Origin of the sequence: Pseudomonas sp. PDM19 (assembly GCF_014852215.1) — a bacterium.
Taxonomy (GTDB): domain Bacteria; phylum Pseudomonadota; class Gammaproteobacteria; order Pseudomonadales; family Pseudomonadaceae; genus Pseudomonas.
Genome location: NZ_JACVBG010000002.1, coordinates 741969 through 765857 on the forward strand (window position 1 = coordinate 741969; position 23889 = coordinate 765857).

25 protein-coding genes are annotated in these 23889 nt (G+C 66.2%); 14 read left to right on the plus strand and 11 right to left on the minus strand.

What is annotated here, in order from left to right; translation table 11 throughout:
* The first annotated feature begins 70 nt into the window (after positions 1-70).
* From IB273_RS11820 to mazG, 6 genes are all read left to right on the plus strand, one after another.
* Positions 71-787 (plus strand): response regulator transcription factor, encoded by a 717-nt coding sequence (locus IB273_RS11820; protein ID WP_081520289.1) that lies wholly within the window; start codon positions 71-73, stop codon positions 785-787.
* 1 nt (position 788) lies between these two features.
* Positions 789-2135 carry a sensor histidine kinase gene (locus tag IB273_RS11825; protein WP_192224135.1) on the plus strand — a complete coding sequence of 449 codons (1347 nt, stop codon included), beginning with the start codon at positions 789-791 and terminating at the stop codon, positions 2133-2135.
* Between the two features lie 102 nt (positions 2136-2237).
* A complete protein-coding gene (cysM, locus tag IB273_RS11830) occupies positions 2238-3137 on the plus strand; it encodes a cysteine synthase CysM (RefSeq protein ID WP_081520291.1) in 900 nt (299 codons plus the stop codon).
* Between the two features lies 1 nt (position 3138).
* Entirely contained in the window at positions 3139-4509 is a 1371-nt protein-coding gene (gene rlmD / locus IB273_RS11835) for a 23S rRNA (uracil(1939)-C(5))-methyltransferase RlmD (RefSeq protein WP_192224136.1), read from the plus strand.
* Between the two features lie 89 nt (positions 4510-4598).
* Positions 4599-6860 carry a GTP diphosphokinase gene (relA, locus tag IB273_RS11840; protein WP_081520293.1) on the plus strand — a complete coding sequence of 754 codons (2262 nt, stop codon included), beginning with the start codon at positions 4599-4601 and terminating at the stop codon, positions 6858-6860.
* Positions 6853-7686 (plus strand): nucleoside triphosphate pyrophosphohydrolase, encoded by an 834-nt coding sequence (gene mazG / locus IB273_RS11845; protein ID WP_192224137.1) that lies wholly within the window; start codon positions 6853-6855, stop codon positions 7684-7686. Before relA ends, mazG begins: the two co-directional genes overlap by 8 nt.
* A 173-nt stretch (positions 7687-7859) precedes the next feature.
* Here the strand turns inward: mazG and IB273_RS11850 are convergent, their stop codons facing one another.
* The gene (locus IB273_RS11850) at positions 7860-8792 is read right to left on the minus strand and encodes an aspartyl/asparaginyl beta-hydroxylase domain-containing protein (RefSeq protein ID WP_081520295.1); all 933 of its coding nucleotides are present in this window, start codon (positions 8790-8792) and stop codon (positions 7860-7862) included.
* A 162-nt stretch (positions 8793-8954) separates the two neighbouring features.
* Between IB273_RS11850 and IB273_RS11855 the strand changes: the two genes are divergently transcribed.
* Positions 8955-9494, plus strand: a complete 540-nt coding sequence (locus tag IB273_RS11855) for a DUF2058 domain-containing protein (protein WP_151187915.1) — start codon at positions 8955-8957, stop codon at positions 9492-9494.
* Between the two features lie 15 nt (positions 9495-9509).
* Here the strand turns inward: IB273_RS11855 and IB273_RS11860 are convergent, their stop codons facing one another.
* Both IB273_RS11860 and IB273_RS11865 read right to left on the minus strand, forming a co-directional pair.
* Positions 9510-9791 (minus strand): Rho-binding antiterminator, encoded by a 282-nt coding sequence (locus IB273_RS11860; protein ID WP_081520297.1) that lies wholly within the window; start codon positions 9789-9791, stop codon positions 9510-9512.
* Positions 9792-9802: 11 nt separating this feature from the next.
* A complete protein-coding gene (locus tag IB273_RS11865; protein WP_192224138.1) occupies positions 9803-10027 on the minus strand; it encodes a thioredoxin family protein in 225 nt (74 codons plus the stop codon).
* 114 nt (positions 10028-10141) lie between these two features.
* On the opposite strand from IB273_RS11865, the gene IB273_RS11870 reads away from it, so the two are divergent.
* A complete protein-coding gene (locus tag IB273_RS11870; RefSeq protein ID WP_192224139.1) occupies positions 10142-10711 on the plus strand; it encodes a MarR family winged helix-turn-helix transcriptional regulator in 570 nt (189 codons plus the stop codon).
* A gap of 90 nt (positions 10712-10801) precedes the next feature.
* On the opposite strand, the gene IB273_RS11875 is transcribed toward IB273_RS11870, so the two are convergent.
* From IB273_RS11875 to IB273_RS11890, 4 genes are all read right to left on the minus strand, one after another.
* The gene (locus IB273_RS11875) at positions 10802-12091 is read right to left on the minus strand and encodes an outer membrane protein transport protein (RefSeq protein WP_192224140.1); all 1290 of its coding nucleotides are present in this window, start codon (positions 12089-12091) and stop codon (positions 10802-10804) included.
* A gap of 185 nt (positions 12092-12276) precedes the next feature.
* Complete coding sequence (locus tag IB273_RS11880) at positions 12277-12756, minus strand: hypothetical protein (protein WP_192224141.1); 480 nt, start codon at positions 12754-12756, stop codon at positions 12277-12279.
* Positions 12757-12938: 182 nt separating this feature from the next.
* Positions 12939-13592, minus strand: coding sequence for a tetratricopeptide repeat protein (locus IB273_RS11885; RefSeq protein ID WP_081520301.1), 654 nt, complete (start codon positions 13590-13592; stop codon positions 12939-12941).
* A gap of 115 nt (positions 13593-13707) precedes the next feature.
* Positions 13708-14562 (minus strand): sulfurtransferase, encoded by an 855-nt coding sequence (locus tag IB273_RS11890; RefSeq protein ID WP_192224142.1) that lies wholly within the window; start codon positions 14560-14562, stop codon positions 13708-13710.
* A gap of 79 nt (positions 14563-14641) precedes the next feature.
* Here IB273_RS11890 and IB273_RS11895 point away from each other — a divergent pair, with 79 nt between their 5' ends.
* Positions 14642-15436, plus strand: coding sequence for a lysophospholipid acyltransferase family protein (locus IB273_RS11895; protein WP_192224143.1), 795 nt, complete (start codon positions 14642-14644; stop codon positions 15434-15436).
* A 23-nt stretch (positions 15437-15459) separates the two neighbouring features.
* Here the strand turns inward: IB273_RS11895 and IB273_RS11900 are convergent, their stop codons facing one another.
* Entirely contained in the window at positions 15460-16521 is a 1062-nt protein-coding gene (locus IB273_RS11900; RefSeq protein WP_081520304.1) for an SMP-30/gluconolactonase/LRE family protein, read from the minus strand.
* Positions 16522-16655: 134 nt separating this feature from the next.
* On the opposite strand from IB273_RS11900, the gene rnd reads away from it, so the two are divergent.
* The 3 genes from rnd to IB273_RS11915 all read left to right on the plus strand — a co-directional run bounded on the left by rnd (position 16656) and on the right by IB273_RS11915 (position 19287).
* Complete coding sequence (gene rnd / locus IB273_RS11905; RefSeq protein WP_192224144.1) at positions 16656-17795, plus strand: ribonuclease D; 1140 nt, start codon at positions 16656-16658, stop codon at positions 17793-17795.
* 16 nt (positions 17796-17811) lie between these two features.
* Positions 17812-18105: a YcgL domain-containing protein gene (locus tag IB273_RS11910; protein ID WP_045212389.1), complete on the plus strand. Its 294-nt coding sequence runs from the start codon at positions 17812-17814 to the stop codon at positions 18103-18105.
* A 249-nt stretch (positions 18106-18354) separates the two neighbouring features.
* Positions 18355-19287 carry a D-2-hydroxyacid dehydrogenase gene (locus IB273_RS11915; RefSeq protein WP_081520306.1) on the plus strand — a complete coding sequence of 311 codons (933 nt, stop codon included), beginning with the start codon at positions 18355-18357 and terminating at the stop codon, positions 19285-19287.
* A 175-nt stretch (positions 19288-19462) separates the two neighbouring features.
* Here IB273_RS11915 and IB273_RS11920 read toward each other — a convergent pair whose 3' ends face one another.
* Positions 19463-20056, minus strand: coding sequence for a nitroreductase family protein (locus IB273_RS11920; protein ID WP_081520307.1), 594 nt, complete (start codon positions 20054-20056; stop codon positions 19463-19465).
* A gap of 247 nt (positions 20057-20303) precedes the next feature.
* On the opposite strand from IB273_RS11920, the gene IB273_RS11925 reads away from it, so the two are divergent.
* Both IB273_RS11925 and IB273_RS11930 read left to right on the plus strand, forming a co-directional pair.
* On the plus strand, positions 20304-20753 hold the full coding sequence (locus IB273_RS11925; protein ID WP_081520308.1) for a YcgN family cysteine cluster protein: 450 nt from the start codon (positions 20304-20306) through the stop codon (positions 20751-20753).
* 60 nt (positions 20754-20813) lie between these two features.
* Positions 20814-21443 (plus strand): LysE family translocator, encoded by a 630-nt coding sequence (locus IB273_RS11930; protein ID WP_192224145.1) that lies wholly within the window; start codon positions 20814-20816, stop codon positions 21441-21443.
* Positions 21444-21450: 7 nt separating this feature from the next.
* On the opposite strand, the gene IB273_RS31610 is transcribed toward IB273_RS11930, so the two are convergent.
* Positions 21451-21792: a CPCC family cysteine-rich protein gene (locus IB273_RS31610; protein ID WP_192224146.1), complete on the minus strand. Its 342-nt coding sequence runs from the start codon at positions 21790-21792 to the stop codon at positions 21451-21453.
* Positions 21792-23852 (minus strand): S9 family peptidase, encoded by a 2061-nt coding sequence (locus IB273_RS11940; protein WP_192224147.1) that lies wholly within the window; start codon positions 23850-23852, stop codon positions 21792-21794. The genes IB273_RS31610 and IB273_RS11940 overlap by 1 nt, the downstream gene beginning before the upstream one ends.
* Positions 23853-23889: the final 37 nt, after the last annotated feature.

Below are 23889 nucleotides of genomic sequence, written 5' to 3' on the forward strand. Positions count from 1 at the left end.
GCCCTTTGCCTTGCCGGGAGCGCGTGGAATCGTGAATACTTCACGCAATTGCTAATCACTCTTATTTGATATGAATGCCATAGCTTCGTCCGGCCTGCGCCTGCTGACCATCGAGGACGACCCGACCCTGGGCGCCCACCTGTCTTCCCATTTGAGCGAACGCGGCTTCGCGGTCACCTGGTGCCAGGACGGCGACGAAGGCCTGGCCCAGGCGCGCGGCGGCGACTACGACCTGGTGCTGATGGATATCATGCTGCCCGGCACCGGTGGCCTGGACATCCTCCGCACCCTGCGCCGTGAGCGCGCGGTGCCGGTCATCCTGATGTCCGCCCTGGGCGCCGAGCAGGACCGTATCGCCGGCTTCTCCCAGGGCGCCGACGATTACCTGCCCAAGCCTTTCAGCCTTGCCGAACTCAGCGTGCGCGTGGACGCCGTGCTGCGCCGGGTGGCGCTGGAGCGCGGCAGCCAGTCACTGAACAGCACGCCTGCGCCGACCGGGCTGCAGATGGACCCGCAGAAGGACGACGTCGGCCTTGATGGCCAATGGGCCGGCCTGACCGGCACCGAGTACCGCCTGCTGGAAACCTTCCTCGGCAGCCAGGGCGAGACCCTGAGCAAGCCCTTCCTTTACCAGCACGTGCTGCATCGCGCCTTCACCGCCCACGACCGTAGCCTGGACATGCACGTCAGCCACCTGCGCCGCAAGCTGCAGGCCATCGGCTATATCCGCCACACGCTGCATACCGTGTGGGGCAAGGGCTACGTCTTCGCCGAGGCCGAGGACTGACATGCCCGGCCGCCACTCGCTGTTCTGGAAGCTCGCCGTCGCCCTCGTGGTGCTGTGCCTGTCGGTGATCTGGCTGTCCTGGAACTGGGGCAAGCAGATGGAGCGCGACAGCTACTTCCTGTCCGAGGCGGCGCGGCAGGTGCTCGCCGGCTATGCCGACGAGGCCCAGCAGGCGTGGCGTACCGGCGGGGCGGCAGGTGTCGATGCCTGGTTGGCACAGATGAAGCAGCGCGAGCCAGTGTGGATGGTCGTGGTGGATGCCCGCCTGCAGTCGCTGGGCACGCATCCGCTGCCCATGGCAGACGTGGCGCACCTGACCTTCCAGCGCGGGCTGGAATGGCCGGTAAGCTCGCGCTCCGTGACCCTGCCGTACATCGGCATTCCCTTCCCGGACGAGCCAAGCGCTGGCCGGCTGGTGGTGCAACTGCCGCAGCGCTACCTGCCGGGCGGCCTGAGCTTCCTGCGACAATCCATCAGTCATGCGCTGGTGCCGACGATCCTTGCCCTGATGCTCTGCGGGCTGATCTATCGCCGGCTGGTACGCCCGCTCGGGCGGCTGCGCGAACACGCCAACGCCTTGCAGGCGGATGACCTCGGTTCGGTCGCCGGCCCGGAACTGATCGCCCGCCGCGACGAACTCGGCGAACTCGGCCGCGCGCTGGACCACATGGCCGAGCGCCTGCGCGGCCACGTCGGCCTGCAGCGCCAGTTATTGCGCGACCTGTCCCATGAGCTGCGCACGCCGCTCAGCCGCCTGCGGGTGGCCGGCGACAGCCCGATCAGCGAGGCCGCGCTGCGTCAGCGTGTCGAGCGGGAGGTGGAGGTGATGCAGCGCCTGGTCGCCGACACCCTGGAGCTGGCCTGGCTGGATACCGAGCGCCCGCGCGTGGAGCTGGAAGAGATCGACCTGCGCTCGCTGTGGGACCTGCTGGTGGACGACGCGCGCTTCGAGGCAGGCTGGAGTACCGAGCGCTTCCTTTATCAGGTACCGGCGGACTGCCGCGTGCGCGGCCATCTCAACGGCCTGGCCCAGGCGCTGGAGAACTTGCTGCGCAACGCCATCCGTCATTCGCCGGAACATGGTCGCATCCGCCTGAGCGGCCGGCGCGAGTCCGGTGGCTGGCACTTGTGGCTGGAAGACGATGGTCCCGGCGTGGCGGAAAGTGACCTGGAGCGCATCTTCCTGCCCTTTACCCGGCTCTCCGATGCGCGTACCGGCGAAGGCTTCGGTCTGGGCCTGAGTATCGCCCGCAGCTCGCTGCGCATGCAGGGCGGCGAACTCTGGGCGGACTGCGCCGAGGCGGGGCTGCGCGTGCACCTGCGCCTGCCCGACGCGGCGGCGGCCTGAGGCCGACGCCGGCCCCTGTACACGGCTTGTTAGGAAGTTTCGTATGGCGGGGCGGCTTTTGCCGGTATCATAGAGCGCCCTGTTCCAGATCCGAGTGCTTCCATGACCGTGCAGTACCCGACTATCGCCGATTGCGTCGGCCATACCCCGCTGGTGCGCCTGCAGCGCCTGGCCGGGGAAACTTCCAACACCCTGCTGGTGAAACTCGAGGGTAACAACCCCGCGGGTTCGGTGAAGGATCGCCCGGCGCTGTCGATGATCACCCGTGCCGAACTGCGCGGCGACATCAAGCCCGGCGACACGCTGATCGAAGCCACTTCCGGCAACACTGGCATCGCCCTGGCGATGGCGGCGGCAATCAAGGGTTACCGCATGATCCTGATCATGCCCGACAACTCCACCGCCGAGCGCAAGGCCGCCATGACCGCCTACGGCGCCGAGCTGATCCTGGTGACCAAGGAGCAGGGCATGGAAGGTGCCCGTGACCTCGCCGACCAGATGGCGCGCGAAGGCCAGGGCAAGGTGCTCGACCAGTTCGCCAATGGCGACAACCCGATCGCCCACTACCATTCCACCGGCCCGGAAATCTGGCAGCAGACCGGCGGTGAGATCACCCATTTCGTCAGCTCCATGGGCACCACCGGCACCATCATGGGCGTGTCGCGCTACCTCAAGGAGCAGAATCCCAACGTGCAGATCGTCGGCCTGCAGCCGATGGAAGGCTCGGCCATCCCCGGCATCCGCCGCTGGCCGCAGGAATACCTGCCGAAGATCTTCGATGCCACCCGCGTCGACCGCGTCGTCGACATGCAGCAGAACGAAGCCGAGGACGTGATGCGCCGCCTGGCCCGCGAAGAGGGCATCTTCTGCGGCGTGTCTTCCGGTGGTGCGGTGGCGGCCATGCTGCGCCTGTCGCGCGAACTGGAAAACGCGACCCTGGTGGCGATCATCTGCGACCGTGGCGACCGTTACCTGTCCTCGGGCGTGTTCGACTCCAACTGACATGGCCAAGCAGAGATCCGGCCTGCGCTTCCAGCCCAGCGGCGGAGCGCGCAGCCCTGCGGTACCGGTGGGCAAGAAACAGCGCCTGAACATCGAGCGCCTGGCCCACGACGGTCGCGGCATCGCCCACATCGACGGGCGCACCTGGTTCGTCGACAACGCCCTGCCGGGCGAGTCGGTGGAAGCCCGCGTGCTGTCCGCCCGCGCTCAAATCGTCGACGCCCGTAGCGAACGTATCTTCACCGCTGCCGCCAACCGCCGCGCCGAGCCTTGCCCGGTGGCCGGCACCTGTGGCGGCTGCAGCCTGCAGCACCTGTCCCATGCCGATCAGCTGGCGCTCAAGCAGCGCACCCTGGCGGAGCAGCTGGAGCGCTTCTCCGGCCTGGTCCCGCAAGAGTGGGCCGCACCGCTGATCGGGCCGGAGTTCGGCTACCGCCGCCGCGCGCGCATCGCCGTGCGCTGGGACGTCAAGGCCAAGCGCCTGGGGGTCGGCTTCCGCGCTGCTGCCAGCCAGGCCATCGTCGCCTTCGACGACTGCCTGGTGCTGGTGCCCGAACTGCAAGGTCTCGCCCGCGAGCTGCCGGAGCTGCTGCGCGGCTTCGCCAAGCCACAGTCTCTTGGCCATGTCGAACTGTTCCACGGTACTTCCAGCGCGCTGCTGCTGCGGCATATCGAACCTTTGTCCGATAGCGACCGCGCGCGACTGCTGGAATTCTGTTCGGCACGGGATGTGCAGCTGTGGTTGCAGGGTGACGGCGAACCGACGCTTTGCTCCGATGCTGCAGAAAACAGTGGGAACCGCGACCTCGGCTTCCGGCTCGAAGCCTGGAATCTGACCCTGGCCTACCGCCCCGGCGACTTCGTTCAGGTGAACGAGCCGGTGAACCAGGCGATGGTCGCCCAGGCGCTGGACTGGCTGAAGCCAGGCAGCGACGAGCGTGTTCTGGACTTGTTCTGTGGCCTGGGAAACTTCGCCCTGCCGCTGGCGCGCCAGGTGCGCGAGGTGGTGGGCGTGGAAGGTGTGCAGACCATGGTCGAGCGCGCCGCCGCCAACGCCCGGGCCAACGGCCTGGTCAATACCCGGTTCCATCAGGCGGACCTGACGAAACCGCTTGCCGACGCCCCCTGGGCGGCGGAGGATTTCACCGCCGTGCTGCTCGACCCTCCGCGTGACGGAGCCTTCGAGCCGGCACGGCAGATGCGTTCACTGGGCGCGGAGCGGGTACTCTATGTGTCCTGCAACCCGGCGACCTTGGCGCGTGACGCTGGCGAGCTGGCCCGACAGGGCTATCGTCTGAAGCGCGCCGGCATTCTCGACATGTTCCCGCAGACGGCCCATGTCGAGGCCATGGCTTTGTTCGAGGCGAGCTAGGAAGGCTCGCGCAATCCGACCGGCTCAAGCAAGAAAGGCCGGCGCAGTGAGCGGTGTGTTGTGGCGCACCGTGGGGAAGGGTAGACACGATGGTACAGGTGAGAGCGCACCAGCCGGTCAACACCGACGGCAGCATCAATCTCGAGGCCTGGCTGGACCATGTCCAGACCCTGGTCCCGGGCCTGGATCGCAAGGTCCTGCTGGAAGCCTGCGAGTTCGCTCGCGAGGTGGAAGACAGGGCTGTCAGCACGGCTGACAACTCCTGGGCGGACGGCACCTCCAGCTTCCAGACGGGCCTGGAGATCGCCGAGATCCTGGCGGACCTCAAGCTCGACCAGGAATCGCTGGTCGCCGCGGTGATCTACCGTGGCGTGCGCGAGGGCAAGGTCAAGCTCGAGGACGTGGCGCAGCGCTTCGGCCCTGTCGTCGCCAAGCTGATCGAAGGCGTGCTGCGCATGGCGGCGATCAGCACCAGCCTCAGCCCGCGGCAGTCCCTGGTGCTCGGCACCCAGGCGCAGATCGAGAACCTGCGCAAGATGCTGGTGGCCATGGTCGACGACGTGCGCGTCGCGCTGATCAAGCTGGCCGAGCGCACCTGCGCGATCCGCGCGGTGAAGAACGCCGACGAAGAAAAGCGCATGCGTGTCGCCCGCGAGGTGTTCGACATCTACGCACCGCTCGCCCACCGTCTGGGGATCGGCCACATCAAGTGGGAGCTGGAGGACCTGTCCTTCCGCTACCTCGAACCCGACCAGTACAAGCAGATCGCCAAGCTGCTGCACGAGCGCCGGCTGGACCGCGAGCAGTACATCGCCACCGTGATGCAGCAGCTCAAGGACGCCCTGGCCGCCACCGGCATCAAGGCCGACCTCTCCGGCCGCGCGAAACACATCTATTCCATCTGGCGGAAGATGCAGCGCAAGGGCCTGGACTTCAGCCAGATCTACGACGTGCGCGCCGTGCGCGTGCTGGTGCCGGAAATGCGCGACTGCTACACCGCGCTGGGCATCGTGCACACGCTGTGGCGGCACATCCCCAAGGAATTCGACGACTACATCGCCAACCCCAAGGAAAACGGCTACCGCTCGCTGCACACCGCAGTGATCGGCCCCGAGGGCAAGGTGCTGGAAGTGCAGATCCGCACCCACGCCATGCACGAGGAAGCCGAGCTGGGCGTCTGCGCGCACTGGCGCTACAAGGGCACCGACGTCAAGGCCAGCTCCAATCACTACGAAGAGAAGATTTCCTGGCTGCGCCAGGTGCTCGAGTGGCACGAGGAGCTGGGCGACATCGGCGGCCTGGCCGAACAATTGCGGGTGGATATCGAGCCCGACCGGGTCTACGTCTTCACCCCCGACGGCCATGCCATCGACCTGCCCAAGGGCTCCACGCCGCTGGACTTCGCCTATCGCGTGCATACCGAGGTCGGGCACAACTGCCGGGGCGCCAAGATCAACGGCCGCATCGTGCCGCTGAACTACAGCCTGCAGACCGGCGAGCAGGTGGAAATCATCACCGGCAAGCAAAGCGGGCCGAGCCGTGACTGGCTGAACCAGAACCTGGGCTACGTCTCCACCTCGCGAGCGCGGGCGAAGATCGTCCACTGGTTCAAGCTGCAGGCGCGCGACCAGAACGTCGCCGCCGGCAAGGCCATGCTCGAACGCGAGCTGGGCCGCCTGGCGCTGCCGCCTGTGGACTTCGAGAAGCTCGCCGAGAAGGCCAACTACAAGACCGGCGAAGACCTGTTCGCCGCCCTGGGCGCCGGCGACCTGCGCCTGGCCCACGTGGTCAATTACGCGCAGCAGCTGGTCGAGCCCGAGCGCGGCACCGAGCAGCTTGAACTCATCCCGCGCAAGCCGAGCAAGATCGGCCACGGCAAGCGCGGCGACATCCAGATCCAGGGCGTCGGCAACCTGCTCACGCAGATGGCCGGCTGCTGCCAGCCGCTGCCGGGCGATCCGATCGTCGGCTACATCACCCTCGGCCGCGGCGTCACCATCCACCGTCAGGACTGCGCCACCGCGCTGCAACTGGCCGGGCGCGAGCCGGAGCGGATCATCCAGGTCAGCTGGGGGCCGGTGCCGGTCAGCACCTACCCGGTGGATATCGTCATCCGTGCCTACGACCGCTCCGGCCTGCTGCGCGACGTCTCGCAGATGCTGCTCAACGAGCGCATCAACGTGCTGGCGGTGAACACCCGTTCGGACAAGGAAGACAACACCGCGATCATGCGTCTGACCATCGAGATCCCCGGTCTCGATTCGCTGGGACGCCTGCTGGCGCGCATCTCGCAGCTGCCCAACATCATCGAGGCGCGGCGCGACCGCGGCGCGGGTGCCAAGGATGCATAAGCTCGACGACCTGCTGTACCTGATGGCCCGGCTGCGTGACCCGCAGCATGGCTGCCCCTGGGACCTGAAGCAGAGCTACGCGACGATCGTTCCGTACACCCTCGAGGAAGCCTACGAGGTGGCCGATGCCATCGAGCGTGGCGACTTCGACCACCTGCGCGAGGAGCTGGGCGACCTGCTCTTCCAGGTCGTCTACTACGCACAGCTGGCGCGGGAAGAGGGGCGCTTCGAGTTCGACGCGGTGGTGGATGGCATCACCACCAAGCTGATCCGCCGCCACCCCCATGTGTTCCCCGACGGCGACCTGTATGGCGAGTCCGACCCGGCGAAGCTGGCGGAAGCGGCGGTCAAGCAGCGTTGGGAGGAGCTCAAGGCCGAGGAGCGCGCCGCCAAGGCCGCCGAGCCGGTGCAACTGTCCCTGCTGGACGACGTACCTAACGCCCTGCCGGCGCTGAGTCGCGCCGCCAAGCTGCAGAAGCGCGCTTCCCAGGTCGGCTTCGACTGGGCCGACGCCTTGCCGGTGGTGGATAAGGTCCGCGAGGAACTGGACGAGGTGCTCGAGGCCATGGCTGGCGGCGATACCGAGGCCCAGGCCGAGGAAGTGGGCGACCTGCTGTTCGTGGTGGTCAACCTGGCGCGCAAGCTCAAGATCGACCCGGAAACCGCCCTGCGCGCCGCCAACGCCAAGTTCGAGCGCCGCTTCCGCTATATCGAGACAGCCCTGCGCGACCAGGGCCGCACCCTGGAAGACAGCAACCTGGAAGAGATGGACGAGCTGTGGGGGGCTGCCAAACGTGACGAGAAGAACCCGCTCAGCTGTGGATAAGTGCTGCCACCGTTGAATTGGCGCCCATGAAAAAGCCCCGCGATTGCGGGGCTTTTTCATGGTTTCTTGTAAATGCGCGAACTTCGGCGCCGAAGTTCAATTGCAGGAGCGGCCCATGCCCGCGATCGCGCGCATGGGCTGGGCGCCCCCGCGCGTTCTACAGTGGCTGGTGATCAACCGAACAGCCAACGCAGGATCAGCACCAGCAGAACGACCGCGAGTACAGGCCGGCCGATGCGGTAGGCCTTGGGATAGGCGCGCTTGAACACCTTCACCTTGCTGCCCACGGCATCGCCCAGGCGAATCAGCACCGAGTAGGCCTGGTTGATCCCGCCGACGCGCTCGCCCTCGACGTTCTGCGGCGCCGTGGCGCGCCCGAGGAAAGCGCTGACGCGGCGGTTGATGCGGGTCAGCAGCGGCGACTTGAGCGGCCGTTCGATATCGCAGAAGAGGATCAGGCGCGATTCGTCCGTCTCGTTCTTCACCCAGTGGACGAAGGTCTCGTCGAACATCACGTCCTGGCCGTCGCGCCAGGCGTAGGGCTGGCCATCGACGAAGATGCGGCACTCGTCGGAGTTCGGCGTGGCCAGGCCGAGGTGATAGCGCAGCGAGCCGCCGTAAGGGTCGCGGTGCTTGTTCAGGTGGCTGCGCGGCGGCAGGCGAGTGAACATCGCGCCCTTGACGTTGGGGATGCTGCTCACCAGTTCCACGGTCTTGGGGCACAACTGCTGCGCCGAGGGCAGGGGGCCGTCGTACCAGGTCAGGTAGAAGCGGGTCCAGCCCTTCTTGAAGAAGGAACCGAAGCCGGCCTCGTTGTTGTTCAGGGCGTCGCGGATGTAGCCCTCGTCGAACAGCTGCTCGGCTTCCTCGCGGATCATCTGCCAGTTGTCGCGCAGCTTGTCGAGTTCGGGGAAGCGCTCGCGGTCCAGGTAGGGTTTGGACGGCACGCTGGAGTTCAGGTACATCAGCGAGTTGTAGGGCGCGAACCAGGCGGAGTGGTTCACGACCTGGCGCAGGAAGGGCAGCCGCACCTTGCCGCGCAGGTGCACGTAGAGAATGGCGACGAGGAAGATGGCCAGTACCGCGAGAACGATGAGCTTCAGCATGGAGGTTACGAGTCCGCTCCAGATGAGTGATTTCGAGCCAGGCACTTGCGCTGCGCTGGCACAGGCCCGAGGATTATACCCCCTGAGGACGATCCCGCCGCACCTATGCGTTGGTCTGGGATTTGTCCTGCATCACTATGGGCTGTTGGAGAGCCTTGATTCATGAGCATGTCATTGCGTGATCAGTTGCTGAAAGCCGGGCTGGTCAACGAGAAGCAGGCCAAGCAGGCCGGCAAGCAGAAACAGAAGCAGCAGCGCCTGGAGCACAAGAACCAGGTTGCCAAGGACGACAGCCAGCGTCAGGCGGCCCTGCAGGCCCAGGCCGAGAAGCAGGCCCGCGACGCCGAGCTGAACCGTCAGCAGCAGGAAAAGGCCGACAAGAAGGCCAAGACCGCACAGATCAAGCAACTGATCGAAGGCACGCGCCTGCCGAAACTGGAGTCGGACGACTACTACAACTTCGTCGACAACAAGAAGGTCAAGCGCATCGCGGTCAACGACATGGTCCGCGACAAGCTCAGCCGCGGCAGCCTGGCCATCGTCAGCTACGATGGCCGCTACGAGATCGTGCCGCGCGATGCCGCGCTGCGCATCCAGGAGCGCGACGAGCGTCGCATCATCGTCCTCAGCGAACCCAGTGGTGAGCCGGACGAGGACGATCCGTACAAGGATTACGTGGTGCCCGACGACCTCATGTGGTGAGGGTGTGGCGGCTGCTCAGCCGGCCGCCTGCAGCTCCACCCTTCCGAACAGCGCCTGCGCCGACAAGGGCGTAATGGCGTGCAGACGGTCCAGCCGGAACTCCCGGCTGGCATCGTCCACCCGCACCTCGAGAAACTCCTCCAGCACTCCGCCCGCGGTCCTTCGCGTGTGCGTGGTGAAGGCCTGGGCGTCGAACGCCAGGCCGTCACGCAGCTCGATACGCAGCCAGTAGCGGTAGAGGCAGGCGATCTCCAGATAGTCATGGAGATCGCAGTGCAACGGCTGGTAGTCGCTCATACCGCCCGGCCTTATTTCAGGTCGGCCAGGGAGGCGCCGAAGTTCAGGTGCAGCACCTGCCCATCGACCACCAGCGCCGGTACGGATTTCACCCCGGCATCCTCGGCTTCGGCCACGCGCGGCGACTGCTCGCCCAGGTGCACCACTTCGACCTCGCGGTTCAGCAACGGCAGCAGTGCGCGCTCGGCTTCGACGCAGACGGGGCAACCGGCATGGTAGTAAACAGCTTTGCTCATGATCCTTCTCCTGATTGATTATGTATCGATTCGATACCAGTTCAGTCTGCGTGCGAAAAGAACCTTCTGTCAAACTGGTTTTTGATCGATACTATCTATCGGAGGGATCAGCCCATGACCGATACGACCCTGTACGACTACCTCGAACGCATCGCCAGCCTGATGCGCGCCTGGGCCCGCGAGCAGCCGCTGATGGCGGAGCTGCAGCCGATCCAGCTGAGCGCACTGAACTACCTGGCGCGCTGTAACCGCTATTCGAATACGCCGCTGGGGGTGACGGACTTCCTTGGGCTGACCAAGGGCACGGTGTCCCAGTCGTTGAAGGCGCTGGAGGCCAAGGGGCTGATCGCGAAGCGTCCGGATGCGCAGGACCGCCGCAGCGTGCACCTGGAGCTGACGCCGGAGGGCAGGGGGCTGATCGATGCGTTGGTGCCGCCTGCTTTCCTGCGCCGCGCCGAAGAGGCGCTGGGGGAGCGCAGCGAGTTGCTGGTCGAGCTGCTGCGGGAGCTGCTGACGACGGTGCAACGCCAGGAAAACGTGCCGGGGTTCGGCCTGTGCCGCACCTGTCGCTTCCACCAGAAGCTGGACGACGGCGCGCTTTGCGGGCTGACGGGGGAAAGACTGGAAGCGCGCGAGGGCGAGCTGATCTGCCGCGAGCACGCAGCGCCTGACGAGGCGGCCTGAGCCGGATCGCTCCTACAGAAAGACCACAGCACAAATCACGGGCATGAAAAAGCCGGGAATCTGCCCGGCTTTTTCATGCCGCAGAAGCTATCAGAAGCGATAGGTCATCTGCGCGGTCAGGCCGTGGGCGCTGTTGTCGTACTTGGCGCTGTAGGCCGGCTGCAGTTGCAGGCCCGACAGTTCCTGACCGTCCGGCTGGTTTACGCCGGCGGTGGATTCCCACAGGTAGGCGTAGGCCACGTCGAAGGTCATGTCGGCGTTCGGCGAGTAGCCGGCGCCCAGGGTGAAGATCTTGCGATCGCCCACCGGGATACGCACGGTGCGGTGCTCGTTGGTGGTCGGCGACGGATCGTAGGCGAAGCCGGTACGCAGGACCCACTGGTCGTTGAACTGGTAGGAGGTACCGATCGCGGCGGACCAGGTGTCGTGCCAGCTCAGGTCTTCGCCGATGGTGTCGAACGCGGCCAGCGGGGCGCCGGTGTTCTGTACCTCGATGGACTTCAGACGGCTCCAGCGCGTCCAGGTGGTGCCACCGTAGACGGTCCAGCGGTCATCCAGCTTCTGGGTGATGGACAGGTCCAGGGACTCGGGCAGGGTGATGTCCAGGCTGGCGTCCATGCGCGAGTCGAACAGGCCGGCAGGCGAGTTGGACACGGTGGTGTGGCCTTCGAGCTCGTACTTCACCTTGGAGTGGTAGGTGGCGCCGATGGAGGTGCTGTCAGTGGGGGTGATCAGCAGGCCGACGTTGAATCCGGTGGCAGTGTCATCGCCCTTGATGCTGATCTTGGTGTCGCCGCCGTTGCCACCCAGGGCGCCGTTCAGCGCGCCGGTGTTCAGGTAGTTCTCCAGCTTGCCGTCGATGCGGTTGATGGTCGGACCGAAGCCGACCGCCACCACGTCGTTGAACTTGTAGCTGATGGTCGGCTGGACGGTGATCACCTGGACCTTGCTGTAGGAACCGTGGGAACGGCCCTGGAAGCCACTTTCGTAGTCGTTGATGATGCCGTAGGGCACATAGACGCCCAGGCCGATGCTGACCTTGTCGTCCAGCGGGGTGGAGAAGTAGCCGAAGGGAACGGCAGCAACCGGGACGGAGTCACCCTTGTTGGAGCCCGAGGCAGAGCTGTGGGCGTCGCTGATGTCGTCCTTGGCGGACACCACGGCCAGACCGCCGCTGACTTCAGTTCGCTTGAGCTTGGAAATGCCGGCAGGGTTGCCGTAGATGGTGCTGGCGTCCAATGCCGAGGAAGCGCGGCCCGCGTAGGCGGTACCGGCGCCGCTGGCGCTCTGCTCGTTGATGGCGATGCCGTTGGCAAGCACCTGAGCGGAGGCAGCGCTAATGGTCAGTGCGAGGGTGGTCTTGAGCCATGTTGTTTTCATTGTAAGAGCAACTCCTGTGTTTATCGGCGCGCAAGCTACCAAGATTCCCGGGTCTTGGGTAGTGGTCGGCAGGCGCTCTACCTTGGGCTTCGGGGCTCAAACGAGCGTTCCATCTGAGTGATGTCCGTTCGTCGCTGTATGTAAATAATTTCTGACCGATCGGTCACCATCTGGATGAGGGATGTTCAGGCGACCCGACTGAAATTTCCGACGTAGCTGTGCCAGGCGTCGACGAAGTCGTGGAGGCGTCCGTGAGGGTGGAAAACCTGGCGCCACACGCGTGCCAGCTCCATAGGGTCGTCCGCCAGCGGTAGGGGCAGTTGTTCCGCCTCCACCAGCATCCAGGCAATGGCTGTGCTGTAGCGCAGGTTGACCGTGAGTTCGAGGTGCGGTGCGTCGAGGAAGGCATGCTGGCTGGCCAGCCCTCGCACGCGGCTGGCCAGCTCGGGGTCCAGCGCCAGGAATCCATCCCAGAGCGTCTGGTGCCGCTGTTCACCAATGCGATACAGCCCGTGACCATGGCTGTCATCGAGGGCGCTCCCCAGCGCCGACTGACAGGCCGCTGCCCCCAGCAGCAGCGATTCGGCCGCGACACTGTGACGCCCCAGATAGTGAAGGGTAGGGCGAATCACATACTGGCAAAGATCATTCGCGGCGATTCCCATGACATCCTCGTCATCAATGACCGGCGGGGCTGGGCGTCTTGGCAGCTTCTGATGATTATCCTCGGCCCCGCCGGAAGCGGACTTAGCCGCTCGAATTGAAGTGTAGTGCGATGAAGATGATGTAAAGGCCTGTTTTTAAACTGTTTGGTCGGCGCAGCTTTCCTTCATATTCCTTCTGGCGATTAGATGCTCGGTGGTAACTCCGGCATCGCAGAGAGCTTTTCCTCGGCCTCTTCGTGGCCCTGGTCCGCCGCCTTCTGGTACCAGGCGCGGGCCTGTGCGGGGTTCTTCGCCACGCCGCGACCCTTGGCGTAGCTTTCGCCCACCTCGTACTCGGCGTCCACGTCGCCCTGTTCGGCGGACAGCAGATAGAGGGCGAAGGCCTTCTTGTAGCTGCGGGTCACGCCGGTGCCGTTCTCGTACATGATCGCGAGGTTGTACTGGGCATCCTTGTCGCCCTGGTCGACGGCCTTCTGGTACCAGTACACCGCCTTGGTCGAGTCCTGCTCTACGCCATCGCCATTGTCGTAGGCGTTGCCGAGGTTGTACTGGGCGCAGGCGTGGCCCTGCCTGGCGGCTTTTTCGTACCAGTAGGCGGCTTTCTCGTAGTCCTGGTCGTACTCGTCACTGCCGGAGTCGTACTCCAGACCCAGGGTGTACTGGGCGCTGGCGTGGCCGGCCTTGGCCGCTTTCACCAGGTCCTCGCCGTAGAGGTCGGACCACTGGTCCTGGATGGCGCAGGGCGTTGCTTCCAGCGCGACGGCATAGAGCGGGGTGGTGCTGCACAGGCCCAGCAGCAGGCTGGCGAGCAGGGTTTGGCGGATGCGCGAAGGCATGGGATCACTCCTTTGAAGAATGGGCACGAGTCTGACCGATGCCCTGACACCTATCCATAGGAACGGGAGGCGCCGGTGTGAAGCGCCTTCCGTTTTTTCCGCCAGAGCGGGGAGGTCAGTCGCCTTTTGCCACCGGGCGGCGGGCATCGGTGATCCATTCGCTCCAGGAACCGGCATACAGGCGACCCAGCGGGTAGCCTGCCAGGCTCAGGGCGAACAGGTTGTGGCAGGCGGTGACGCCGGAGCCGCAGTAGGCCACCAGGTCTTCGGCCGGGCGTCCGCGCAGCAGGCCGGCGAAGCGCTGGTGCAGGTGTTCCGGGCGCAGGAAGCGGCCGTCGTTGCCGAGGTTGTCGGTGAAGGCGGCGCACTGGGCGCCGGGAATGTGCCCGGCGACCGGGTCGATGGGTTCGACCTCGCCACGGAAACGCGGCAGGCCGCGGGCATCGATCAGCGGCAGTTCGGCCCCGCCGAGTTTCGCGGCCAGTTCGCCGGCGCTGATCAGCAGGCTGTTGTCCGGCTCACCCTTGAAGTCGCCGGGGCGCAGCGGTGTTTCGGCGGTCGTCAGGCGCAGGCCGGCGTTGCGCCAGGCGGTCAGGCCGCCGTCGAGCAGGTACACGCCCTCGCTCTTGCCCAGCCACAGCAACAGCCACCAGGCGCGGGCGGCGAAGGCGCCGGGGCCGTCGTCATACAGCACCACTTCACTGTCGGCGTTCAGGCCCCAGGCACGCAGGTGTTCCTGCAGATGCTGCGGATCGGGCAGCGGATGGCGCCCCGTGACGCCCGGAATCACCGGGGAGGAAAGGTCCCGGTTGAGGTCGGCGAAGTGCGCGCCGGGGATGTGGTTCTCCAGGTAGCTGCGCGCGCCGTAGGCCGGGTCTTCGAGGGCGAAACGGCAGTCGAGCAGGACGAGACTCGGGTCATCGAGGCGGGCGGCCAGTTGCTCGGGCGTGAGCAGGCGGGCTTGGGTCATGGGCGCGTTCCTGTGTCGTGACGGGGCTTGGGCGCATCATAAGGCTTGTACGATGAAAAGTTGGTGGGAGTTGGCGAACATGCACGACCAGCAATCGGCACCGCGCAAGGCGGGCCCGCTGCGCGTCGCCCTGGTGGGACTGGCGACCGTTCTGATTACCCTGGGCTACAGCGTCCGGGTCCTGACACTGGGAGCCATCGGCCGGTTGCGCCGCGCCAAGGTCGACGGTTTTACCCGCGACTGGTCCGGCAGCCTGCTACGCCTGACCGGCGCGCGCATGAGTCGCCATGGGGAGGTGCCGGACTTCGGCGACGGCCGTCGCTACATGATCCTCTGCACCCATTCCAGCTTCTACGACATCCCGGCGATCTTCGTGACCATGCCCGGATCGATCCGCATGCTCGCCAAGCGCGAGCTGTTCGCCGTGCCGGTCTGGGGCGCGGCGATGCGCGCGGCGGAGTTCCCGTCCATCGACCGGCACAACCGCCACCAGGCCATGGCTGACCTGGCGAAGGCGCGGGAAATGATGGAGAGCGGCATCGTCCTCTGGGCCGCGCCCGAGGGCACGCGCTCCAAGGATGGCAAGCTGCAGCCGTTCAAGAAGGGCTGCTTCCGCCTGGCTCAGCAGACCGACGCGATCATCGTCCCGGTGGCGATCCGCGGCATCCAGCAACTGCTGCCGGCCGGCGGCCTCAAGCTGAACCTCGGCATGCCGGTAGAGGTGCATGTCGGTGCGCCGATCGATTCCACCCGGTTCACCGAGCGCGGCGTCGATGCGCTGATGGGCGAGGTGCGCGAACGCATGCTGGAGCTGCTGGAACCCGCTGCCGCGCCTGCACCGGCGCCTGCCCTGAAGGAGCAGACGCCGGCCTGAAGCGTCCCGGGAGCCGGCGCCTTTCAGTGGATCGGCAGCCGGCCGATGCGGTCGTTCTCCAGGCTGCCCAGGTAAAGCACGCCGTTCACCGGCTTGGCCGAAGTCACCATGCGCAGGTGCTGGCCGCTGGTGTCATGCAGGCTGCGCACGATCTCGCCTTTCTCGTTCACCTGGATCACCAGGCCGTAGGGCACCGGCTTGGGTAGCACGGCGCGCGGCAGCTTGGTGAGCTGGCGTTTCAGCCAGGGCATCTGCTGGATCATGTCGGCGTCGGCCTTGCGCGGCGAGGGCAGGGCAACCCAGAAGGTGCCGCTGCGGTCGCTGGCAAGGTTGTCCGGCAGGCCGGGCAGGTTGTCGATGAAGACCTCGTGCTGCCCGGCCTTCTCGCCCTTGAGCCAGTAACGGGTGATGCGGTAGCGGTAGGTCTCGTTGACCAGCACGAAGTCCTCGTTCTGCGACAGCGCCACGCCATTGGCGAAGTACAGGTCCTTGAGCAGCGTTTCGGTCTTGCCGGTGGCCGGGTCGTAACGCAGCAGGCGACCGTGAGGGCGGGCTTCGAGCAGGTCGAGGATGTAGTCGGGCTGGTGGAAGCGGCTGGACGCGTCGCTGAAATAGATGCGGCCATCGCTGGCGATGTCCAGGTCGTCGGTGAAGGCGAAGGGAACGCCGTCGGCCGAATCGGTCAGCACGCGGATCTTGCCCTGCGGGTCGATCTCCAGCAGTCCCTTCCAGGCGTCGGCGACGATCAGCTTGCCGCTCTTGTCGAACGCCAGGCCCAGGGGGCGGCCGCCGGTCTCGACGAAGGTCTCGGCCTTGCCGTCGGCGCCGATGCGCACGATGCGCCCGTCATCCAGCCCGGCGAAAACCCGGCCCTGGCTATCCACGGCGGTGTCCTCCGGGCCGACGATCTGGCCCTGGGCGAGCAGTTCGGCTTTCATCAGGGTGTCGTTGGGTTCCATCACGCCGGTCATCGGTGGCGCCTTGGGCGGCGTCCAGGCCAGCGGGTCGATGGGGCTGGGCGTGAGCGCCAGGTAGACCGCGACGGCTACGGCCAGCAGGACGACCAGTCCGAGAAGCTTTTTCATGCGCAAGCTGCCTTCTTGTTGTTGTGGGCGGGGCAAAGCGTAGAGATTGCCATGCAGTTGTCACAGACCGATGGCCGAGTGGAATGCTCGCACATCATGCATCTCTATATACTGCGCGCACCGAAACGAAGGAGATGTTCGTGACTGTCCTCGACATTCAGTGGATTCGCGACGATGCCACCCTGGAGCGCAAGTGCCAGGACTGGAAAGAACTGCCTTACCTCGCGCTCGATACCGAGTTCATGCGTGTCGATACCTTCTACCCGGCTGCCGGGCTGGTGCAGGTGGGCGACGGCAGCGGCGTGTGGCTGATCGACCCGCTGCTGATCCGCGACTGGTCGCCGTTCGCTGCCGTGCTGGAGTCGCCGGTGGTGGTCAAGGTGTTCCATGCCTGCGGCGAGGACCTGGAAGTCTTCCAGCGCCTGACCGGCAGCCTGCCGCAGCCGCTGTTCGACACCCAGCTGGCCGCCGCCTACCTGGGCATGCCGCATTCCATGGGGTATTCCAAGCTGGTGCTGGAAATCCTCGGCCTCGACCTGCCCAAGGACGAAACCCGCTCCGACTGGCTGCAGCGTCCGCTGACCGACATGCAGGTGCGCTATGCGGCCGAGGACGTGCAGCACCTGGCCGAGGTCTACGTGAAGCTCGCCCCGCGCCTGAGCGACGAGAAGCTGCAGTGGCTGCTGGCTGACGGCACCGACCTGACCAGCAACCAGAGCCGCGTCAGTGACCCGCAGGAGGCCTACCTCGACGTCAAGCTGGCGTGGAAGCTGGGTCGCCAGCAACTGGCCGTGCTACGCGAACTGTGCGTCTGGCGCGAGGAGCAGGCGCGGTTGCGCAACAAGCCGCGCAACCACATTCTGCGCGAGCACACCCTGTGGCCACTGGCGCGCTTCCAGCCGGCCGACAAGGTCGCCCTGGCGCGCATCGACGACATGCACCCGCGCACCGTGCGCCAGGACGGCGACACCCTGATCGCACTGATGGCCCACGCGGCGAAGCTGCCCGAAGCCGCCTGGCCGCAGACCCTGCCCGAGCCGCTGCCGCGAGAGATCACACCGGTGCTGAAGAAGCTGCGTGAAGTCGGCCAGAAGGAAGCCGAGCGTCTGGAGATGGCGCCCGAGCTGATGCTGCGCAAGAAAATCCTCGAAGCCCTGCTCAAGACCGGTTGGCCCAACGGCCCCTACCAACTGCCCGATTCGCTGCAAGGCTGGCGCCGCGAGCTGATGGGGCAGGCCCTACTGGACAGCCTGGCTGCCCCTACTGCCGAATAACGCGGAAAGCACCGATATGAAACGCATCTGCTCCATCTACAAGAGTCCGCGCAAGAACGAGATGTACCTGTACGTCGACAAGCGCGAAGCCCTCAGCCGCGTGCCCGAGGCGCTGCTGGTCGCCTTCGGCGCGCCGCAGCACGCCTTCGATCTGGTGCTGAGCCCCGAGCGCCAGCTGGCCCGGGAAGACATCAACGTGGTGCTGGAAAACATCGAGAAACAAGGTTTCCACCTGCAGATGCCGCCGGCGGAGGAGGAGTACATCCAGCACCTCCCTGAGGAATTGCTGCGCCGGAACGACCCGGTCTGATCCGGACCGCATCGTCACTCCCTTCAGGCCGCGTATTCGCCCAGTGCTGGCACTGTGCAAATATGCGGCCTGAGCGCATTATGCAGGGGTAAAAAGGGTTCAACGGAGCGGAACGCTTGGTCTCTGGCTGTGTCTATAGCCGCCTGACTTCCCTAGAACTGACGACGATTTCCCCAGGGAAGCTCCCTTGAAGCGAGTCCAGATGCGCCAGCCGGAAATACTCCACCGTTCGAAGCGAAAGGCCTGACCATGCGCCTGCTCGTACTCGATCGCGAACACGCCCTCTACGCCGCCCTGCTGATGGCGGCCGAGCCCCGGTTGACGGTGATCTCCGGCAACAACCCCGACACCCTGGTGGAAGCGGCGGCCGAATGCCCCGTGTGGCTCGGCGAGCCCACCCTGGCGGCGCAACTGTTGCGCCAGGGCGTGCACCCGGTATGGATCCAGTCCAGCTGGGCGGGCATCACCCCGCTGCTGGCCGACGACCTCCCCAAGGATTACGCCCTGACCCGCGCCGTCGGCATCTTCGGCCAGGTCATGACCGAATACCTGCTCACCTACATGCTCGCCCACGAACGTCAGTTCCTCGGCCGCCTGGCTAGCCAGGTCGGTGTACAGTGGGACGACCGCGCGCCCGGCAGCCTGAGTGGCCGGCAGATCCTCATCGTCGGCACCGGCGAGATCGGCCAGGCCGTGGCGCACATGCTGGCGCCCTTCGGCGTGGAACTGGTTGGCGTGGCGAAGAACCCGCGTTCGCTGGTGCCCTTCGGGCGCATGGGCGGGCTGGATGACCTGCCGCGCCTGGCCGAGACCGCCGACTACGTGATCAACCTGCTGCCCGACACGCCGGAAACCGCGGATATCTTCAACCTCGCGCTGTTCCAGCGGATGAAGCCCACCGCGCTGTTCCTCAACGCCGGGCGTGGCACTTCGGTGGTGGATGAGGACCTGGTAGCAGCGCTGGAAGCCAACCAACTGGCCGGTGCGGTGATCGATGTCTGCCGCCAGGAGCCGCTGCCGACTTCGCACCCGTTCTGGCACACGCCGCGCCTGCTGCTGACCGGGCATACCGCTGCGCCGACGCTACCGAGCCTGCTGATCGACCTGTTTCGCGACAACCTCACGCGCTTCTGGGCGGGGCAGGCCATGCGCGGCGAGGTGGATTTCTCCCGCGGTTACTGACCGCTGCGGACATGAAAAAGGCCCCATTCGGGGCCTTTTTCTTTGGGCTTTTCTGTTGGAGCGAGGGGGACGCCTAGTTACTGCTCGCGAACCGGGGCACTCCGCAGTCAACCTGTAGGAGCGGGCCATGCCCGCGATCGCGCGCATGGCGCGCTCCTGCAAGGGGTATTGCCCGTCAGAGCGAGAAGTCACCCTCGGCCACGATTTCCGCCAGCGGGCGGCGGGCATTGGGCACTTCGCGGGCCTGCAGGCTCTCGGCGAGGATCGACTTGTCGCCCAGCTTGCCGATGGCGATCACCGCGTGGATTTCATGGTCCGCCGGGACCTTCAGCTCGGTGCGCGCCAGTTCGCGGTCGAAGCCGGCCATGCCGTGGGTGTGCCAGCCCGCCAGGCTCGCCTGCAGGGCGAGGAAGCCCCAGGCGGAGCCCGTGTCGAAGCTGTGCCACAGGGCGGGCTTCTCCTCGCTGGAGCCGGGCGGGGCGAAGGTGGTCTTGGACAGCACCACCACCAGCGCCGAGGCGTGCTGCGCCCAGCCGCGGTTGAACTCGCCCAGCAGGTTCAGGTAACGCTGCCAGTTCGGCGTGTCGCGCAGGGCGAAGAGGAAGCGCCAGGGCTGCGAGTTGAAGGAGGACGGCGCCCAGCGCGCGGCCTCGATGAAGCTCAGCAGGGTCGCTTCGGGAATGGCTTCGCCGCTGAAGGCGCGGGGCGACCAGCGATTGATGAACTGCGGGTCGATCGGGTGCTCGGAAACGCGAGGGTTGGCGCTCATGGTGGCTCCTTGAAGGGCGTGGAATCTGCCGATGGTGCCGTGGTCGGCCGGGCATCGCGGTGGGGTCGGGCGGTTGGCGGGTCGCGCGGCGCTGGCAGAAGGCAGGCGGAGCGGGCCCGTGGGGCGATCAAACTAACCAGCGCGGCCCGCTCTGGCAAGCGCTGCGCGGTCAATGGTCGCCTGCGCTTGGCCTGCGCGCACGACGGGCTTAGACTTTGCGCCCCGTGAAATTGCCCCTGACTAAAAAATGGCCGCCAAAGTCGAACCCTTCTGGAAACGCAAGACCCTCGACCAGCTCGATCAGGAAGAGTGGGAGTCGCTGTGCGACGGCTGCGGCCTGTGCTGTCTGCAGAAGCTGGAAGACGAGGACGACGGCACCGTCTACTACACGCGCATCGCCTGCAAGCTGCTGGACCTGAAGACCTGCCGCTGCACCGACTACGCCAACCGCCGCGCCAGCGTCCCGGACTGCATCCAGCTCACCCCGGCCCAGGCCGACGAGTTCCAGTGGCTGCCGCCGACCTGCGGCTACCGCCTGGTGTCCGAGGGCAAGGACCTGCCGCTGTGGCACCACCTCGTCTGCGGCGATCCGGACGCGGTGCACCATGAACGCATCTCCCAGTCCGGGCGCATGCTCGCCGAGGGTTCGGTGCCCGAGGACGACTGGGAAGAGCACCTGATCTTCCGCGCTGGCTGATCCTTCCGTCAGCAGCGGCCCCCGTGGCATGCTGCGCGTCTGCCGTCCCGGAGCCGCGCCATGCCCAGCCTCGAAAGCCTCAGCCTGTTCTTCATCGCCACCCTCGCGCTCAACCTCACGCCCGGGCCGGACATGCTCTATGTCGCCTCGCGTTCGGCTGCACAAGGCACGGCGGCGGGCCTGATGTCGACCCTCGGGATCGGTGCCGGCTGCGTGGTGCACATGCTGGCCGCGGCGTTCGGCCTTTCGGCGCTGCTGATGATGTCCAGCGTGGCTTTCGGTGTGCTCAAGTGGCTGGGCGCGCTCTACCTGGTCTGGCTCGGCGTGCAGCTGGTCCGTGGCGCCTGGCGCGAGCAGAGACGCACCGAGCTCGAGCCCGCGCGCCTGAGCCGGGTGTTCCTGCAGGGCATGCTGGTCAACGTGTTCAACCCCAAGGTGGCGCTGTTCTTCCTCGCCTTCCTGCCGCAGTTCGTGCCCGCTGGCAGCCCGAACTTCGTGCTGCAGATTCTCTGCCTCGGTCTGCTGTTCAACCTCGGTGGTTGCCTGGTGAACGCCGTGGTCTCGGTGGTCGCCGGACGGGTCGGTCATCGCGTGGGCAGCAACCCGACCTGGCGGCGCTGGCAGCAGACGGCCTCGGGCGGGCTGATCGTCGCCATGGGCGTCGGCCTGGCTGTCAGCAGCCGACGCTGAGGGGTATTCAGGCCGGCGTGCGTAGCCAGTAGCAGGCTTCCTCGCCGTTCAGCGGAGCTTCTTCGTCCGGTAGCTCCACGCGTTTTTCCCACAGCGGGAACCAGCGGTCGTCCTTCACGTCATCGATAGTGGCCGGGCGCACCTTGGCGTGGAAGCGCCTTTCGCAGGCGCCCCACTGCACGTAGTTGACCTGCGCCTCGATCAGGCTCACGGCGTTGGCGCCACCGCGCGCGTCGGGGAAGCAGAGCTGCAGGTGGTCGTCTTCCCAGAAGCAGATCTCGCAGATTTCGTACGACCCCGGAGGGTCGCCGAAACTGAAGTAGCCGCAGCAGGGGCAGGTGTAGAGCATCAAGCGTTGCCTTCGATGCCCAGCACCTTGAACAGGAAGGCGTATTCCAGCGCCACGTCCTTCAGGCCCTGGTAGCGGCCACTCATGCCGCCGTGGCCGGCGCCCAGGTCGGTCTTGAGCAGCAGCAGGTGCTCGTCGGTCTTGCTGACGCGCAGCTTGGCAACCCACTTGGCGGCTTCCCAGTACTGCACGCGGCTGTCGTTGTAGCCGGCGACCACCAGCAAGGCGGGGTAGTCCTGCGCGCTGACGTTCTCGTAGGGTGCATAGGCGCGGATGCGGGCGTAGACCTCCGGCTCCTGCGGGTTGCCCCACTCGTCGTACTCGGTGACGGTCAGCGGCAGGTCGGGGTTGAGCATGCTGTTGAGTACATCGACGAAGGGCACTTCGGCGATGGCCGCGGCGAACAGCTGCGGGCGCTGGTTGAGCACCGCGCCGATCAGCAGGCCGCCGGCGCTGCCGCCGCTGATCGCCAGCTGCGCCGGGGTACTGTAGCCGTGGCGGAGCAGGTGTTCGGCACAGGCGATGAAGTCGCTGAAGGTGTTCTGCTTGTGCTCCAGCTTGCCGGCGCGGTACCAGGCTTCGCCCAGTTCGCCGCCGCCGCGCACGTGGGCGATGGCGAAGACGAAGCCGCGCTCCAGCAGGCTCAGGCGGGCATGGGAAAACCAGGGGTCGAGGCTCTCGCCGTAGGCGCCGTAGCCATAGAGGTAGAGCGGCGCCGGCTTGCCGCGGGCGATGTCTTCCAGCACCTCGCGGCGGCCTACCAGGCTGATCGGCACCTGCACGCCGTCGGCAGCGTCGGCCCAGAGGCGGCGGCTTTCGTAGGCGTCGGCGTCGAACGGGCCTTCCACCGGGGTCTGCTTGAGGACTTTCTGTTCGCCGCTGGTGAGGTCCAGCTGGCGGATCTGCGCCGGGCGGTTGAGCGCCTCGTAGCGCAGGCGGATCACCGCGCTGTCGAACTCCAGGCTGTCCTGCACGTAGAGGTTGTAGGCGGCGTCCGGCAAATCGACGCGGTGCGCTGGCTGGCCGTGTGGGTGGACTTCGACGATCGGCAGACCGCCTTCGCGCAGGCTCAGGGTGAGCGCGCTGGCGCTCAGGGTCAGGCCTTCGAGCATCACGTCGTCGCGGTGCGCCACCAGCTCGATCCAGTGCGCGCGGGTCGGCTGCGCTTCGCTGGCGTGGTAGAGGGCGAAGTTGATGCCGGTCTGGTTGCTGCGGATCAGCCAGGCCCAGTCATCCTCAAGACGGCCGTGGTCCGGGTAGTACTCGTGGCCTTCCTCGCGCGGCGCCAGGCAGACGAACTTGCCCTCGGGCGTACTGGCGTCCAGCACCCAGGCTTCGCTAGTGGTCTTGCTGTTCAGCAGCAGAATCAGCTGGCGCTCGGAGCTGGCGCGGTAGCAGTTGAGGAAGAAGCGCCCGTCGGGCTCCTCGAAGATCAGCTGTGCGCCGCTCTCGCCCAGGCAGTGGCGATAGAGCTTGTGCGGGCGGTGGGTATCGTCCAGCTCGCCGAAGAACAGGGTGCGGTTGTCGTTGGCCCAGGTGAGGCTGCCATCGCAGTCGTCGAAGGGCAGGGTGGTGACGCTGCCGTCAGCCAGATCCTTCACATAGAGGGTGTATATCTCGTCGCCGCTGGTATCCAGGCTGTAGGCCAGCTTCGAATGATCGGGGCTGATGCTGAAAGCGCCGACCGACAGGAAGCCGTCGCCGGCCAGCTCGTTCGGGTCGAGCAGCAACTGCTCGGCGCTCTCCTCGACGGTCAGCGAACCATCGGCCGGGCGCGGGCTGCGGTAGTGGCGCGGGTACTCGTCGCCGGCGGTGGTGCGCTGGTAGTAGAGCCAGGGGCCCCAGGGCGTGGGCAGCGACAGGTCGGTCTCGCGGATGCGGCCCTTGATCTCCTGAAACAGGGTTTCGCGCAATTTCGTCTGAGGAAGAAGTCGATCTTCCAGGTAGGCATTTTCTGCTTTCAGGTAGTCGAGGACGTCCTCGGCATCGCGGTTTTCCAGCCAGGCATAGGGATCGGCGGCGGCTTCGCGGCGGGCGATGGGGGGCTGACGGTCGGTCATGGCGGCTCCTCGGGGACGGCATGGATGACGCCCGGCT